The 14,509-nt window shown below is 73.5% G+C and carries 16 protein-coding genes; 10 read left to right on the forward strand and 6 right to left on the reverse strand.

What is annotated here, in order from left to right; genetic code table 11:
- Positions 1–97 precede the first annotated feature (97 nt).
- A complete protein-coding gene (locus tag J5Y05_RS10325; RefSeq protein WP_210870636.1) occupies positions 98–991 on the forward strand; it encodes a glycoside hydrolase family 19 protein in 894 nt (297 codons plus the stop codon).
- Positions 992–1,249: 258 nt separating this feature from the next.
- Entirely contained in the window at positions 1,250–2,347 is a 1,098-nt protein-coding gene (locus J5Y05_RS10330; protein ID WP_210870638.1) for an adenosine deaminase, read from the forward strand.
- Here J5Y05_RS10330 and J5Y05_RS10335 read toward each other — a convergent pair.
- Both J5Y05_RS10335 and J5Y05_RS10340 read right to left on the reverse strand, forming a co-directional pair.
- Positions 2,311–2,826: a mycothiol transferase gene (locus tag J5Y05_RS10335; protein ID WP_210870641.1), complete on the reverse strand. Its 516-nt coding sequence runs from the start codon at positions 2,824–2,826 to the stop codon at positions 2,311–2,313. The two genes, J5Y05_RS10330 and J5Y05_RS10335, sit on opposite strands and share 37 nt — an antisense overlap.
- Before the next feature lie 25 nt (positions 2,827–2,851).
- Positions 2,852–3,736 carry a LysR family transcriptional regulator gene (locus J5Y05_RS10340; protein ID WP_210870643.1) on the reverse strand — a complete coding sequence of 295 codons (885 nt, stop codon included), beginning with the start codon at positions 3,734–3,736 and terminating at the stop codon, positions 2,852–2,854.
- Between the two features lie 126 nt (positions 3,737–3,862).
- Between J5Y05_RS10340 and mgrA the strand changes: the two genes are divergently transcribed.
- The gene (gene mgrA / locus J5Y05_RS10345; protein ID WP_210870646.1) at positions 3,863–4,855 is read left to right on the forward strand and encodes an L-glyceraldehyde 3-phosphate reductase; all 993 of its coding nucleotides are present in this window, start codon (positions 3,863–3,865) and stop codon (positions 4,853–4,855) included.
- Between the two features lie 292 nt (positions 4,856–5,147).
- Positions 5,148–5,558: a hypothetical protein gene (locus J5Y05_RS10350; RefSeq protein WP_210870649.1), complete on the forward strand. Its 411-nt coding sequence runs from the start codon at positions 5,148–5,150 to the stop codon at positions 5,556–5,558.
- Positions 5,559–5,619: 61 nt separating this feature from the next.
- Here J5Y05_RS10350 and J5Y05_RS10355 read toward each other — a convergent pair whose 3' ends face one another.
- The 3 genes from J5Y05_RS10355 to J5Y05_RS10365 form a co-directional block, all read right to left on the reverse strand.
- Positions 5,620–6,909, reverse strand: a complete 1,290-nt coding sequence (locus J5Y05_RS10355) for a streptophobe family protein (RefSeq protein WP_210870652.1) — start codon at positions 6,907–6,909, stop codon at positions 5,620–5,622.
- Between the two features lie 117 nt (positions 6,910–7,026).
- On the reverse strand, positions 7,027–7,443 hold the full coding sequence (locus J5Y05_RS10360) for a PRC-barrel domain-containing protein (RefSeq protein ID WP_210870655.1): 417 nt from the start codon (positions 7,441–7,443) through the stop codon (positions 7,027–7,029).
- Positions 7,440–8,048 carry a PRC-barrel domain-containing protein gene (locus tag J5Y05_RS10365; protein WP_210870658.1) on the reverse strand — a complete coding sequence of 203 codons (609 nt, stop codon included), beginning with the start codon at positions 8,046–8,048 and terminating at the stop codon, positions 7,440–7,442. Before J5Y05_RS10365 ends, J5Y05_RS10360 begins: the two co-directional genes overlap by 4 nt.
- 144 nt (positions 8,049–8,192) lie before the next feature.
- On the opposite strand from J5Y05_RS10365, the gene J5Y05_RS10370 reads away from it, so the two are divergent.
- Positions 8,193–8,648, forward strand: coding sequence for an ATP-binding protein (locus tag J5Y05_RS10370; RefSeq protein WP_210870661.1), 456 nt, complete (start codon positions 8,193–8,195; stop codon positions 8,646–8,648).
- 48 nt (positions 8,649–8,696) lie between these two features.
- Here J5Y05_RS10370 and J5Y05_RS10375 read toward each other — a convergent pair whose 3' ends face one another.
- Entirely contained in the window at positions 8,697–9,581 is an 885-nt protein-coding gene (locus J5Y05_RS10375) for an RNA polymerase sigma factor SigF (protein WP_210870664.1), read from the reverse strand.
- Between the two features lie 361 nt (positions 9,582–9,942).
- On the opposite strand from J5Y05_RS10375, the gene J5Y05_RS10380 reads away from it, so the two are divergent.
- The 5 genes from J5Y05_RS10380 (at position 9,943) to J5Y05_RS10400 (ending at position 14,487) form a co-directional block, all read left to right on the forward strand.
- Positions 9,943–10,425 (forward strand): VOC family protein, encoded by a 483-nt coding sequence (locus tag J5Y05_RS10380; RefSeq protein ID WP_210870667.1) that lies wholly within the window; start codon positions 9,943–9,945, stop codon positions 10,423–10,425.
- 121 nt (positions 10,426–10,546) lie between these two features.
- Positions 10,547–11,344, forward strand: coding sequence for a VOC family protein (locus J5Y05_RS10385; RefSeq protein ID WP_210870670.1), 798 nt, complete (start codon positions 10,547–10,549; stop codon positions 11,342–11,344).
- A gap of 31 nt (positions 11,345–11,375) precedes the next feature.
- On the forward strand, positions 11,376–12,077 hold the full coding sequence (locus J5Y05_RS10390) for a ribonuclease H family protein (RefSeq protein WP_210870672.1): 702 nt from the start codon (positions 11,376–11,378) through the stop codon (positions 12,075–12,077).
- Positions 12,078–12,215: 138 nt separating this feature from the next.
- Entirely contained in the window at positions 12,216–13,436 is a 1,221-nt protein-coding gene (locus J5Y05_RS10395) for an FAD-dependent monooxygenase (RefSeq protein WP_210870675.1), read from the forward strand.
- A 67-nt stretch (positions 13,437–13,503) separates the two neighbouring features.
- The gene (locus tag J5Y05_RS10400) at positions 13,504–14,487 is read left to right on the forward strand and encodes an aldo/keto reductase (RefSeq protein WP_210870678.1); all 984 of its coding nucleotides are present in this window, start codon (positions 13,504–13,506) and stop codon (positions 14,485–14,487) included.
- Positions 14,488–14,509: the final 22 nt, after the last annotated feature.

Genomic DNA, 14,509 nt, shown 5'->3' on the forward strand with positions numbered 1-14,509 from the left:
GCCGTGGCCGGCCCGGCCGGCCCGTGCGTACGAGGCCGCCGCCGCGCCCTTCCCCCCGGCGCGGGAGCGACCGTGCTCCGACAAGGAGGCAGTACCTGTGTCGAGACGCCGTATCTCCGCCCTGGTGACCGTGCTCGCCCTCGCCGGCGCCGTCCCCGCGCTGCTGCCGGCCACCCCGGCGTCCGCCGCGTCGTGCTCCAGCTACCCGAACTGGTCGGCCGGCACCTACTACAACGCGGGCGACATCGTCCGCTACACGGACGGCAAGGCGTACATCGCCGAGCACGCCAACCCGGGCTACGACCCGATCATCAGCACCTGGTACTGGGACCCGTACGCCTGCGAGGACGGCGGCTCCCAGACGCCGGTCGGCGACTTCGTGGTCAGCGAGTCCCAGTTCAACCAGATGTTCCCGGGCCGGAACTCCTTCTACAGCTACAGTGGGCTGACCGCGGCGCTCAGCGCCTACCCGGGCTTCGCCAAGACCGGCGGCGACGCGACGAAGAAGCAGGAGGCCGCCGCCTTCCTCGCCAACGTCAGCCACGAGACCGGCGGTCTCGTGCACGTCGTCGAGCAGAACACCGCCAACTACCCGCACTACTGCGACTGGGGCCAGCCCTACGGCTGCCCGGCCGGACAGGCCGCCTACTACGGCCGCGGCCCGATCCAGTTGAGCTGGAACTTCAACTACAAGGCGGCCGGCGACGCCCTCGGCATCGACCTGCTGGGCAACCCCTGGCTGGTCCAGAACGACTCGGCCGTCGCCTGGAAGACCGCGCTGTGGTACTGGAACACCCAGTCCGGGCCCGGCAGCATGACCGGCCACAACGCCATGGTCAACGGGGCCGGCTTCGGCCAGACGATCCGCTCCATCAACGGTTCCCTGGAGTGCGACGGCCGCAACCCCGCGCAGGTCCAGAGCCGTGTGAGCACCTACCAGCGGTTCGCGCAGATCCTCGGTGTCGACCCGGGCGGCAACCTCTACTGCTGACCCGCTCCAGGCACCGGCGGCGCCGTCCGTCCCCCGCGCAGGCTCCAGCCCGCCGCGGCGGACGGGCGGCGCCGCCCCCGTTTCCGGCCGGGAAGGGGCCCCGGACCCGCCCGCGGGCGCACCCCGGGGCCCGGACTGGTGCCCAGGCAGTTTTACGTATAACCTCTCCCGTCACCGCCGTCCCGACGGCTCCGGCGCCCACCCCCAGCCGTCGGCCCGCCGCGTGACCCTTCGAACGACCTGCCGAGGAACACCCGCATGACCGCGCCCCGCATCGACACCGACACCCTCCGCGCCCTGCCCAAGGCCGTACTCCACGACCACCTCGACGGCGGACTGCGCCCCGAGACCGTGGTCGAGCTGGCGGACGCCGTGGGCCACCCCCTGCCCACCACCGACCCCGGCGAACTGGCCGCCTGGTACTACGAGGCCGCCAACTCGGGCGACCTGGTGCGCTACATCGCCACCTTCGAGCACACCCTCGCCGTGATGCAGACCCGCGAGGGGCTGCTGCGCACCGCCGAGGAGTACGTCCTCGACCTCGCCGCCGACGGCGTCGTCTACGCCGAGGTCCGCTACGCCCCCGAGCTGATGCTCCGCGGGGGGCTCACCCTCGCCGAGGTCGTCGAGACCGTCCAGGAGGGGCTGGCCGCCGGCATGGCCAAGGCCGCGGCCGAGGGCACGCCGGTCCGGGTCGGCACCCTGCTCTGCGGCATGCGGATGTTCGACCGCACCCGCGCCACCGCCGACCTCGCGGTCGCCTTCCGCGACGCCGGGGTCGTCGGCTTCGACATCGCCGGCGCCGAGGACGGCTTCCCGCCCGCCGACCACCTCGACGCCTTCGAGCACCTGCGGCGCGAGAACGTGCCCTTCACCATCCACGCCGGCGAGGCGCACGGGCTGCCCAGCATCCACCAGGCCCTCCAGGTGTGCGGCGCCCAGCGCATCGGCCACGGCGTGCGCATCACCGACGACATCCCCGACCTCGCCGCCGGCAAGCTGGGCCGCCTCGCCGGCTGGGTCCGCGACCGCCGCATCGCCCTGGAGATGTGCCCGACCTCCAACCTCCAGACCGGCGCGGCCACCTCCATCGCCGAGCACCCGATCACCGCGCTCAAGGACCTCGGCTTCCGGGTCACCCTCAACACCGACAACCGGCTGGTCTCGGGCACGACGATGACCCGCGAGATGTCCCTGCTGGTCGAGGAGGCCGGCTGGACCGCGGCCGACCTGCGCACGGTCACCGTGAACGCCCTCAAGAGCGCCTTCATCCCCTACGACGAGCGCCGGGCGCTGATCGAGGACGTCGTCCTGCCGGGCTACGCGGCGCTGCCGCGGACGAGCCCGCGGACGTAGGCGGCCTGTCCGACGTGCTGGAGATCGTCGGACAGGACGCTGACCAGCCGCACCCCGAGGGTGACCGGCGGGTCCCACCCCTCGTCCACCACCTCGTCCAGCTCCTTCGCGGTCAGCGAGCGCAGCGCGCCCACCGTCCGTTCGTGCACGGCGTCGTGGTAGCCGGTCAGCAGGCCGGGGGAGCCGACCCGGACCGAAGCGACCTTCGCCGGGGTGTGGCCGTACCCGGTGTCGTGGCGCGGCAGGCCCAGCCCGAAGTGCTCCGCCCAGCCCTCGGCGATCCACACCTGGTCGAGGCCGAAGGCGTCGGCGACGTGGTCGTCCTGCACCCGGGTGAGGTGCCAGACGAGCCAGGCCACGGAGTTGGCGCGGTCGGTCGGGCGGGCGTGGAGCGCGTCGGGTCCGAGGCCCTCGACGGCGGCGTGGACCTCTTCCCGGACGCGGCTGTAGCCCTCGATGAGGATGTCCTTCGCGTGCATGCCTCCACCATGGCGCAGCCGGGCCTCAGCCGCTCCCCGTCTCCAGCAGCGCCAGCAGGGCCCGCGCCGCCGGACTGATCGCCTGCGGGGGCGGGGAGAGGGCGATGGTCTCGTAGAGGGTCCGGCCGCTGTCCTGGAGCGGGAGCGAGGTCAGGGACGCCCGCTTGTGCCGGAAGTGGCGCGGCACGACCGCGATGCCGAGGTCCTCGTCGATCAGGTCGAGCAGCCCGTGCACGTCGTTCACCTCCAGGGCGACACTGCGCCGGACGCCCGCGGCGGCGAAGACGGCGTCGGTGACCCGGCGCGGTCCCCAGTCCGGGTGGAAGTCGACGAACACCTCGTCGGCGAGGTCGCCGGGGGCGAGCACCGCCCCGCCGGCCGCGAGGCGGTGGCCGGGATGGCAGAGCACGGTCATCGGCTCCGCCGCCAGCGACGCGGAGCGCAACTGGTCGGTGTCGGCCCGCGTCCGGTAGGCGAAGGCCAGATCCAGCCGCCCGGCCGCCACCTCCTCCGCCAGCTCGCCCGAGCCCGCCTGCCGCAGCCGGATCTCCACGTCCGGGTGGCGCCGGCGGAACGCGGCCAGCAGCCCCGCCACATGGACCCCGGCGACGCACTGCTCGGTGCCCAGCGACAGCGTGCCGCGCAGGACGCCCTGCACGGCCGCGACCGCCTCGTGCGCCGCCCGGACCTGGGCGAGGACGCGCCGCGCCTCGCCCAGCAGGGCCCGGCCCGCCTCGGTCAGCGTCACCCGGCGCGTGGTCCGGACGAACAGGGGCGCCCGCAGCTCCCGCTCCAGCGCCCGGATGGAGGCCGACAGGCCGGACTGGGAGACCAGCAGCCGTTCCGCCGCGCGGGTGAAGTGCCGGTCCTCGGCGACCGCCACGAAGTGCTGGAGATGGCGCAGTTCCATGATTGAGAAGCGTATCCGCTGAATCCCATCGGATTCTTCTGTTGGACCACTGCCCGCAGGCCACGCCAGAGTGGGAGCGGTCCCTCTCCCGCCCGTACCCGGGTGCCAACCCCCTCAGGAGTCGCGTTGTACACCGCACACCCCGACCGTTACGCGGACATGCCCTACCGGCGCACCGGACACAGCGGCCTGAAGCTCCCCGCGCTCTCGCTCGGCCTGTGGCACAACTTCGGTCCGGACCGCCCCGCCGAGACCCAGCGGGCCATCCTGCGCCGCGCCTTCGACCTCGGCGTCACCCACTTCGACCTCGCCAACAACTACGGCCCGCCGCCCGGTTCCGCCGAGTCCGCCCTCGGCGAGGCACTGCGCGCCGACTTCCGCCGCCACCGCGACGAGCTGGTCGTCTCGACCAAGGCCGGCTACCTGATGTGGCCCGGACCGTACGGCGAGTGGGGCTCGCGCAAGTACCTCCTCTCCTCCCTCGACCAGAGCCTGGGCCGCATGGGCCTGGAGTACGTCGACGTCTTCTACTCGCACCGCCCGGACCCGCAGACTCCGCTGGAGGAGACGATGGGCGCCCTGCACACGGCGGTCCAGCAGGGCAAGGCGCTCTACGTGGGCATCTCCAACTACTCCGCGGAGCAGACCCGGGAGGCCGCCCGCATCCTCGCCGGCCTCGGCACCCCGCTCCTGATCCACCAGCCGCGCTACTCCCTGCTCGACCGGCGCCCGGAGACCGAGGGCCTGCTGGACACGCTCGACGAGCTGCGGGTCGGCTCCATCGCCTACTCCCCGCTGGAGCAGGGCCTGCTGACCTCCCGCTACCTCGACGGCATCCCGGAGGACTCGCGGGCCGCGAGCGACAGCCCCTTCCTGCGCTCCGACGCCGTCACCGCGGAGCTGGTCGGCCGGCTGCGCGCCCTGGACGAGATCGCCCGTGCCCGGGGGCAGAGCCTGGCGCAGATGGCGCTGGCGTGGGTGCTGCGGGGCGGCAGGGTGACCTCCGCCCTGGTCGGCGCGAGCAGCCCGGCGCAGTTGGAGGACAGCGTCGCGGCGGTCCGGGGGCCCGAGTTCACGGACGAGGAACTGGCCCGCATCGACCGCGCCGTCGCGGGCTGACCCGGCAGCCTCCCGCCCCCCGGCCCGCCGGTCACCCCCTTTCCCCCGAGGACCGGCGGGCCGGGCGCTCAGGCCGCCGCGCCCCGGCGTCCCCACGTTTCGGCCAGCAATCACCCGTAATATGCCAAGAGAGTGGCCGGAAATTCGTGGTGACAGTGGTTCAGCGGTGAACATACTTCCCTTTGAGGGCTGTCTCACACCGCGCGACAGCTCCCTCACGCACCGCACACGAGCCGCGTGGCCGCCGCCCTGCCCGACCGGCGGGCGTGCCGGACGACGGGGGAGGGGAGCCGTGCACGACGAATTCCTGTGCCATGTCACCGCGTACGGAGTCTGTGACGGCCGGCGGATCGGCGTCCCCCTCGGCACCTACCGCGCCCCCACCCTCGCCCTCGCCCTGTGGTGGCTGCGCGACCGGGCCTCCTGGATCGCCGAGCGCCTCGACCCGCAGCCCGACGCCCCGCACCTGCCGCGCGGCGCCCTGACCCCGCTCGCGGACGACGCCCCCGACGTCCCCGCCGTGCTGCGCGCCTGGTGCGCCGACATCGCCCGACAGGAATCGGTCGCCGAGGAGCTGGCCGCCGGACGGCTCGTCCGCATCGCCACCGGCGACGAGACCACCGAGTACGAACTGCTCGCCGAGTCGGTGGACGCCCTGCGCATGCAGCGGGCCGCCCCGCCCCTGGTCGTCACCGTGGCCTGAGCCCTCGCCTGGACCGTGACACGTGGACCGGAGCCCGGGGAGGCCGCGCCCCGCGCTCCGCTCAGTCCTCCGGACCGGGCACCCGGCCCCGCACCGCGCCGGAGCGCCGGCCCACCGCGTGGGCGAGCAGCGCGCCCAGGAAACCGGCGACCAGCCCCCAGGCCGCGGCGAGACCCACCGCGCCCCACAGCCGCGGGCGCAGGAACACCCGGCCGGACAACTCCCCGCCCAGGTTCCCGATGCCGAGCACCGACAGACCGAAGTGCGCCGAGATCCGGCCGACCAGGCCGATCATGAGCACGGTGAGCGCCAGCGCGACGGCCATGTGCACCGCCAGGCGCCACGGCGGCGTCCGGGCCGGCGACCGCGCCGCCAGCAGGAAACCGGCCGCGAGCAGCAGCACGACGTCGGCGACCAGCAGCCACCAGATCCGCCCGTCGTGCTCGGCGAGCGTGCCCAGGTTCACCGCCGAGACGTCCCGGGTGCGCAGTACCTGGTCGAGCACGTGCGGCATCGGCAGCCCGAACGGCCCCTCCACCCGCCCGTCCCAGGTCGCGCCCATGCCGACCGTCAGCGCCGGCCACGCCACGTTCGGCAGGCCGAGCAGCAGCACCGCCAGTGTCCGCGAGGCATGCCCCCGCGTCCCGGCGACCACCAGGCAGATGACGACGCCGATCACGAGTGAGGCCAGCAGCAGCGCCACCATCGTGTACGCGGCGGGCCGCACCGACTCGCCCCAGCGCAGCAGCCGCCCCGGCAGCGGCGCCCCCGGCGAGACCAGCAGCGCCAGCAGCAGCACCCCGGCCAGCCACAGCAGCCCGAAGAGGACGGTCGCCCCGAGGTCGGTCGTGAAGCCGATCTTGGGGGTGATGCCGAGGAGGTCCCCGAGGTCGCTCAGGAGCCCTTCCCCGAGGGAGACCTCGAACGTCTGGTGGGCGGCGTACGCCATGCCGATCAGGGCGAGCAGCCACAGGAAGGCGATCCGCCCGGCCCACCCGGCCAGTTCCTCCGCGCCGGCGACGGCCCGGTGCCGCAGCGGGCGCAGGAAACCCCAGGCGATCACCAGGGCGCCCGTCAGCGTGACGGAGAGCGGGAGCACGGCCAGCGCGGCGTCGGTGCCGACCAGTCCGTCGGCGTTGCCGGTCACCTCCAGGGCGCCGCCGACCGCGGTGACGACCGTCGCCGTGACGACCCGGGGGAAGGCGCCGAGGGGCAGGTCGTCGGCGCCGGCGGCCCACAGGCCGAGCGCGGCCACCACGCCCATGGTGACCAGCCCGGCCAGCACCGTGCCGAGGGCCTGGGCCCAGCCGTGCCGGGCGACCGCCGGGGGGAGGGGGGTTCGCGCGCTCACCCTGCCACGCTAAGCAGCGTCCGCGCCCCGCGCCCGCCCGGACGGTCCGTCCGCGCCGCCGTCCCCCACGGTGGCGGCCGGACCCGTGCCGGTTCCGTGCGCGCGGGGGAGGGGGGTTCAGCCGGAGCGGACGACGAGCGCGTGGTCGCCGAGCCCCAGCAGCCGCGCCGGAGGCAGCTCGCCGCGGGTCGTGAACACCGCGAGCACCCGGCCGGTCTCCGGTGCGACGGCCGCGTCCAGCACCCTGCCCCGTTCCCGCCCCGCCTCCGTCAGCACCAGGCTGCCCAGCAGGTCGCGCGGGCGCCGGGGCGCGTCGGCGGCGGCGTCGGCCCGCAGCCGTACCCCGTCCGGGCCGACCGAGCGCACCGCGTCCCAGGACACCGCGGCCTCCTTGCGGAAGGGGCCCCGCCGCACCCGTACCTGACGCACCGTGCCCGCCCCGGCGTCGACCGAGAGGGAGGCCACCGTGCCCAGCCGCGTCCGCCCGTCCGGGCCCGTCACGGGCAGCCCGTACACCTCGGTGAGGAGCATCATGGCGGCGCCCCCGGCCCCGTGTCCGTCCCTCCCCCGCCACCGGGCCCCCGGACGCCTCGCGTCAGGGCGGTCAGGCCCGCCAGGTCGTCGGCGAGGTGCCGGACGGTCTCCTCGGGCAGGACCAGGGTGCGTCCGGCGACCGTGAGCGACGGCCCGCGCGCCACGTACACCCGGCGCCGGTGTCCTGAGCGGCCCGGCACCAACCGCTGGTCGGCGGCGATCCGGAAGCCGACGATCCGTCCGCTGGTGCCGCCCTCCACCACGACGTCGGCGACGGTGCCGATCGCCTCGCCCGCCTCCGTCAGCATCCGCGCGCCCAGGACGCGGGCCCGCAGGCTGCCCCGGTGGCCGGTCAGCGCGTCCTCCGGGATCAGCCCGAGCGCGTCGCGCAGCATCACCGCGTCGTGGCCGAGCGCGTGCACCGACGGCCAGGGCAGGGCGTGCGGGAGCGGACCGGAGAGCAGACGTCGCCCGGTCAGGGTGAATCCGGTGATCCAGCGGGCCTCCGCGTCGAAGAGCGTGTCCCTCACATGGGCGATCGCATCACCGCCGAGGGTGACCACCGGCCGGGTGGTGAGGCTCCGCGCGGTCATGAGTTCGTCCATCGCGCACCCTCCAGCGGCCCCGGGTTCCCCCTCCGGCTGTGACGATGCACGCACTGCCCGCGCGGGGGGACTGGGGGGCCGCGCTCGGGGTACGAGGACTGGTGCAGTAGCGTCCGGCCAGTCCGGCTTCCGAGAGAGAAACGCATGACCGAATACCTGGACGGGGCAGTGATACCGACTGGCTTCGACGTACCCGTGGAACCGCTGAGGCGGGCGGCGCACTACTCCGGCGAGCCGGGAAGCATCGCCGAGGCCCGTTCCTTCGCCTCGCTCTTCCTCGAACAGCTCCGGACCGAATGGTGCGCCGAGATCGGCCGGCGCTCCGACGGCGCGGTGCTCCTGGTCGTCAGCGAACTGGTCACCAACGCGGACCGGCACAGCAGCGGTCCGTACATCCTGGAGCTGGAGGGCACGGACTCCTCCGTCGAGGTCTGCGTCTACGACAGCAGCGGGTCGGTGCCCCAGCGCTACCCCCGCGATCCCGAGCGCGTCGGCCGGCACGGACTGGAGATCGTCCACGCCCTGGCCGAGGCCGTCCTCGTCGAACGGGTGCCGGTCGGCAAACGGGTGCGCGCCGTGGTGCGGCTCACCGCCGAGTGACCCGCCGGACCGGGCGGAGTCCGTCGGCGCAGCCGCGCCGCGCCGCGGTCAGGCGCAGCCCAGTTCGCCGAGCATGCCCTCCCGCAGCCGGGTGATGATCCGCTTGATCAGCCGGGACACGTGCATCTGCGAGCAGCCGAGCCGTTCGCCGATCTCCGCCTGGGTCGCCTCGTCCACGAACCGCATGTGGAGGATCTGCCGGTCGCGTTCGCTCAGCTCGGCCATGAGCGGGGCCAGCGAGTGGAAGTCCTCCACCAGCCGCAGCCCCTGCTCCTCCACGCCGATGAAGTCGGCGAGGACCGACTCGCCGTTCTCGGGACCGTCCCCGGTCAGCGCGGCGTCCAGCGAGGAGGAGTTGTAGCCGTTCGAGGCGATCTGGCCCTCGACGACCTCCTTCTCGCCGATGTTCATCAGGGTGGCCAGCTCGGCGACGGTGGGCTCGCGGTCCAGGCGGCTGGACAACTCCTCGCGGGCCTTGGCGAGTTCCACCCGCAGTTCCTGGAGCCGGCGCGGCACGTGCACGGCCCAGGTGGTGTCCCGGAAGAACCGCTTGATCTCGCCGACGATGTACGGCAGCGCGAAGGAGGTGAACTCGACCTCGCGCGACAGCTCGAACCGGTCGATGGCCTTGATCAGGCCGATCATTCCGGTCTGGACGATGTCCTCCATGTCGTCGCCGCGTCCGCGGAACCGTCCGGCGGCGAAGCGGACCAGGGACATGTTCATCTCGATGAGGGTGTTGCGCGCGTACTGGTACTCGTGCGTGCCCTCTTCGAGCGCGGCCAGACGCTGGAAGAAGGGGCGGGAGAGGTGCCGGGCGTCGTGGGGCGCCACGGCCCGGGGGTCCTCGACACCCGGCAGTGATCCCTCGCCCGTCGTGCTCCCGGTGGTCTTCTCGACGACCTGTGCGCTGGGCCGGATCACTGCGCTCACCCTTGCCTCTCCCACGAAGTTCACGGTCGGACCGCTCCTGCCGGGTCCTTTCCCGTGGTGCGGGTACCCGGGCTGTCACCGCCCATGCCCCCCGGGTGACCCCGGTGGCGTGAACGCGACCCCGTTCGCCCGGTGCGGGACCCCGCGATCGCCTCCAGGCTAGCCGCGGGACCCCGAAGGGGCACTCGGACCGCTGCCGCGCTCTGGCTGAAAGAAGCCTCTTCGGGGCGCAGAATGGCGACACCGCACCCTCCGCTCGCCCTTCGTGATCCTTTCCGCCCGGTTCCCGGACCGCCGATGAGTTCCGGGGCGCCGGAGGGTCTGCCTGGGTGACGGTGTTCCACTCTCCGGGAGGCAACCCATGACCACCGACGGATTCATCACGTGTCTCTGGTTCGACGGCCGGGCGGAGGAGGCCGCCCGCTTCTACGTGTCGGTCTTCAAGGACGCGGGCCTCGGCCCCGTCACCCGGTACACCGAGGCGGGTCCGGGACCGGCCGGCTCCGTGCTGACCGTGGAGTTCACGGCCAACGGACAGCGCTTCGTCGCGCTCAACGGCGGCCCCGACTTCCACTTCACCGAGGCGATCTCCTTCCAGATCCTCTGCGCGGACCAGGCGGAGGTCGACTACCACTGGGCCCGGCTCACCGAGGACGGGGGCGAGGAGGGGCCCTGCGGCTGGGTCAAGGACAAGTTCGGGGTGTCCTGGCAGGTCGTCCCGGCGGTCCTGCTGGAGATGGTCCGCGACCCGGACCAGGCCAAGGCGGCACGGGCGACCGGCGCCATGCTGACGATGGGCAAGCTCGACATCGCCGCCCTGGAACGCGCCCACGCCGGTGGGTGACGGCCGCGCCGGGGCCCGCCCGGCGCCCCGTCCCCGCGCGGGTCCGCGCCGGGATGGCTAGCGTGAGAAAGGGGTCGGTTCCCGACAGAGCACAGCAATTCCTCGAACGGAGGCGGCAGTCATGGCCGTACAACCCGAAGGCGCCCCGTGCTGGGCCGACGCGATGTTCTCGGACCTGGAGGCGGCCAAGAGCTTCTACGGCGAAGTCCTCGGCTGGACCTTCGGCGAGTCCTCGTCGGAGTTCGGCAACTACACCCAGTGCTACAAGGACGGCAAGGCGGTCGCCGCCGTCGTACCGCCCATGCCGGGACAGGAGGGCCACTCGCAGTGGTGTCTCTACTTCGCGTCCCCCGACGCCGCCGCGACCGCCGCGAGGATTCGCGACGCCGGCGGCGAGATGCTGATGGAGCCGATGCAGGTCGGCGAGTTCGGCACCATGTGCCTGGCCCGTGACCCCGGCGGGGTCCTCTTCGGCGTCTGGCAGGGCGGCACCCACCAGGGCTTCCAGGCGATGGGCGAGCCCGGGGCGTACTGCTGGGCGGAGATCTTCACCCGCGAGACCGGAGCGTCGGACACCTTCTTCCCCACGGTCTTCTCCTACAAGGCCAAGCAGATGGAGGACGACGCGGTCGACTTCCGGGTCTTCGAGCTGGGCGACCGCCCCGCCATCGGCCGGATGGCGATGACGGACGACTTCCCGGCCGGGATGCCGCCCTACATCAACGTCTACTTCGGGGTCGCCGACTGCGACGCGGCGGTCTCCCGGGCCACCGAGCTGGGCGGCGTGCTGCGGTTCGGGCCGATGGACACCCCCTTCGGCCGCTTCGCCGCCATCAGCGACCCGCAGGGCGCCAACTTCTCGGTGATCGACACCTCGAAGACCGAAGGGGAGATGCCCAAGCTGCACCAGGTCGACTGAGCGCGGTCCGGGGGCCCCGCCCCGCCATGGCATGATCGGTTCCATGCGTGAACGTGTGGTGGCCGCGTGCGACGGCGCTTCGAAGGGAAACCCGGGACCGGCCGGCTGGGCGTGGGTCGTCGCCGACGCCTCGCAGGCGCCGGTCCGCTGGGAGGCGGGGCCGCTCGGCCGGACCACCAACAACGTCGCCGAACTCACCGCCCTGGAGCGGCTGCTGGAGGCGACCGACCCCGAGGTGCCGCTGGAGGTCCGGATGGACTCCCAGTACGCGATGAAGGCCGTCACCACCTGGCTCCCCGGCTGGAAGCGCAACGGCTGGAAGACCGCCGCCGGCAAGCCGGTCGCCAACCAGGAACTGGTCGTGCGCATCGACCGGCTGCTCGACGGCCGCGCGGTCGACTTCCGCTACGTCCCCGCCCACCAGGTCGACGGGGACCCGCTCAACGACTTCGCCGACCGCGCCGCCAGCCAGGCGGCCACCGCCCAGGAGGAGGCCGGCAGCGCGCTCGGCTCGCCCGAGCCCCCGGCGGCGCCGGACGTCCCCGCCGCGCGCAAGGCCCCGCGCCGCAAGCCCGCGGGCAAGGGCGGCGGCTCGTCCTCGCGCACCCTGAAGGCGAAGTTCCCCGGCCGCTGCGTCTGCGGCCGTTCCTACGCGGCCGGCGAGCCCATCACCAAGAACGACCAGGGCTGGGGCCACCCGGAGTGCCGCACGGTGGCCGCGGCCCAGCCGTAGGCCGACGACAGCGCACCCCCTGCCGTCACCCCCCTCCGCCGGGGCGAATCGCGCTGCCCCGGCGCACCGGAGAGCCGCCTTCTGACTGCTACTCTGCGGTCTTGCGTCACTAAATGACCGATTTGAGTGTATTCAGGGGTGTGTGTGAAGGTCGTCTGCGTCGGCGGCGGGCCCGCCGGCCTGTATCTCTCGATCCTGCTCAAGCTCCAGGACCCGTCCCACGACATCACCGTCCACGAGCGCAACCCGGAGGGCTCCACCTACGGCTGGGGCGTGACCTACTGGCGCGGACTCCTCGACCGGCTCCACGCGCACGACCCGGAGTCCGCCCGCGCCGTCGAGGAGAACTCCGTGCGGTGGCGCGACGGCGTCGCCCACGTCCGCGACCTGACCACCCGGCACAGCGGCGACGAGGGCTTCGGCATCGGCCGCCACCGCCTGCTGGAAGTCCTCGCCGCCCGCGCCCGCGCGCTCGGCGTCCACCTGGAGTTCGACCACGAGGTCACCGGCGACGACCTGCCCGACGCCGACCTCGTGGTGGCGGCCGACGGCGTCCGCAGCGCGCTGCGCACCCGGCACGCCGGCCACTTCGGCACCGAGATCCGGGCCGGCCGCAACCACTACGTCTGGCTCGGCACCCCCCAGGTCTTCGACGCCTTCACCTTCGCCTTCGTCGAGACCGACCACGGCTGGATCTGGGCCTACGGCTACGGATACGGGGCCGAGGGCAGCACCTGCGTCATCGAATGCGCCCCCGAGACCTGGACCGGCCTCGGACTGGACCGGGCCGACGAGGCCGAGGGGCTGATCCTGCTGGAGAAGCTCTTCGCCGACGTCCTGGACGGCCACCCGCTCACCGCGCGCCCCACCTCCGCCGCGCCGCCCGCCCCCTGGCTCACCTTCCGGACCCTCACCAACCGCACCTGGTCCAAGGACAACCTCATCCTGCTCGGCGACGCCGCCCACACCACGCACTACTCCATCGGCGCCGGCACCACCCTCGCCCTGGAGGACGCCATCGCCCTCGCCGGCGCCCTGCGCGCCCACGCGGACCTCCCGGCCGCCCTCGGCGCCTACGAACGCGAGCGCAAGGCCGCCCTGCTCCCCGTGCAGAGCGCGGCCCGCTACAGCGCCCGCTGGTACGAGAACCTGCCCCGCTACCTCGGGCTGCCGCCGCACGAGATGTTCGCCCTGCTCGGCCAGCGCCACTCGCCCCTGCTGCCCTACACACCGCCCCGGCTCTACTACCGGCTCGACCGCGCCGCCGGCCGGCTGGAGCCCCTGCGCCGGGCCAAGCGCTGGCTCGGCCCCCGGGTGGCCCGCACGGTGCAGTCCCGCACCCTCACCACCCGCCGTTAGGGCCCAGCGGCTCCCGGTTGTCGCACCCCGGGGTGACGGGGCCGTTCCGGATGACAGACTGGCCCGCATGGACGAGCGCACTTTCGACAGGTCGGATCAACACGCCTCCGTGATCGGCCTCGGCACCTGGCAACTGGGTGCCGACTGGGGGGACGTCGACGACAAGCAGGCCCTCGCGGTGCTGGAGGCCGCCGCCGAGTCGGGGGTGACCTTCTTCGACACCGCCGACGTCTACGGCGACGGCCGCAGCGAGCAGACCATCGCCGCCTTCCTGCGCGGCCGGCCCGACCTGCACGTGCTGGTCGCCACCAAGATGGGCCGCCGGGTCGAGCAGCTCCCGCAGAACTACGTACTGGACAACTTCCGCGAGTGGAACGACCGCTCCCGGCGCAACCTCGGCGTCGACGTGATCGACCTCGTGCAGCTCCACTGCCCGCCGACCCCCGTCTACTCCACCGACGAGGTGTTCGACGCCCTCGACACCCTCGTCGAGGAGGAGCGGATCGCGGCCTACGGCGTCAGCGTCGAGACCTGCGCCGAGGCGCTGGCCGCCATCGCCCGCCCGAACGTGGCCAGCGTGCAGATCATCCTCAACCCGTTCCGGATGAAGCCCCTGCGCGAGGTGCTGCCCGCGGCCCGGGAGGCCGGCGTCGGCATCATCGCCCGGGTGCCGCTGGCCTCGGGGCTGCTGAGCGGCAAGTACACCGAGGACACCGTCTTCGCCGCCAACGACCACCGCTCGTTCAACCGGCACGGCGAGGCGTTCGACCAGGGCGAGACCTTCTCCGGCGTCGACTTCGCCACCGGTGTGGAGGCCGCCGCCGAGTTCGCCGCCCTCGCCCCCGAGGGGTACACCCCGGCCCAGCTCGCGCTGGGCTGGATCATCCGGCAGCCCGGCGTCACCACCGTGATCCCCGGCGCCCGCTCGCCCGAGCAGGCCCGCGCCAACACGCGGGCCGCCCGGCTGCCGGAGCTGTCCGCCGAGACCCTGGACGCCATCCGCGGCCTCTACGACCGGCGCGTCAAGGAGCAGGTCGAGAACCGCTGGTGACCGGCGCCCGGACGCGCCCGAC

Source organism: Streptomyces tagetis (genome assembly GCF_018069565.1).
GTDB lineage: Bacteria > Actinomycetota > Actinomycetes > Streptomycetales > Streptomycetaceae > Streptomyces > Streptomyces tagetis.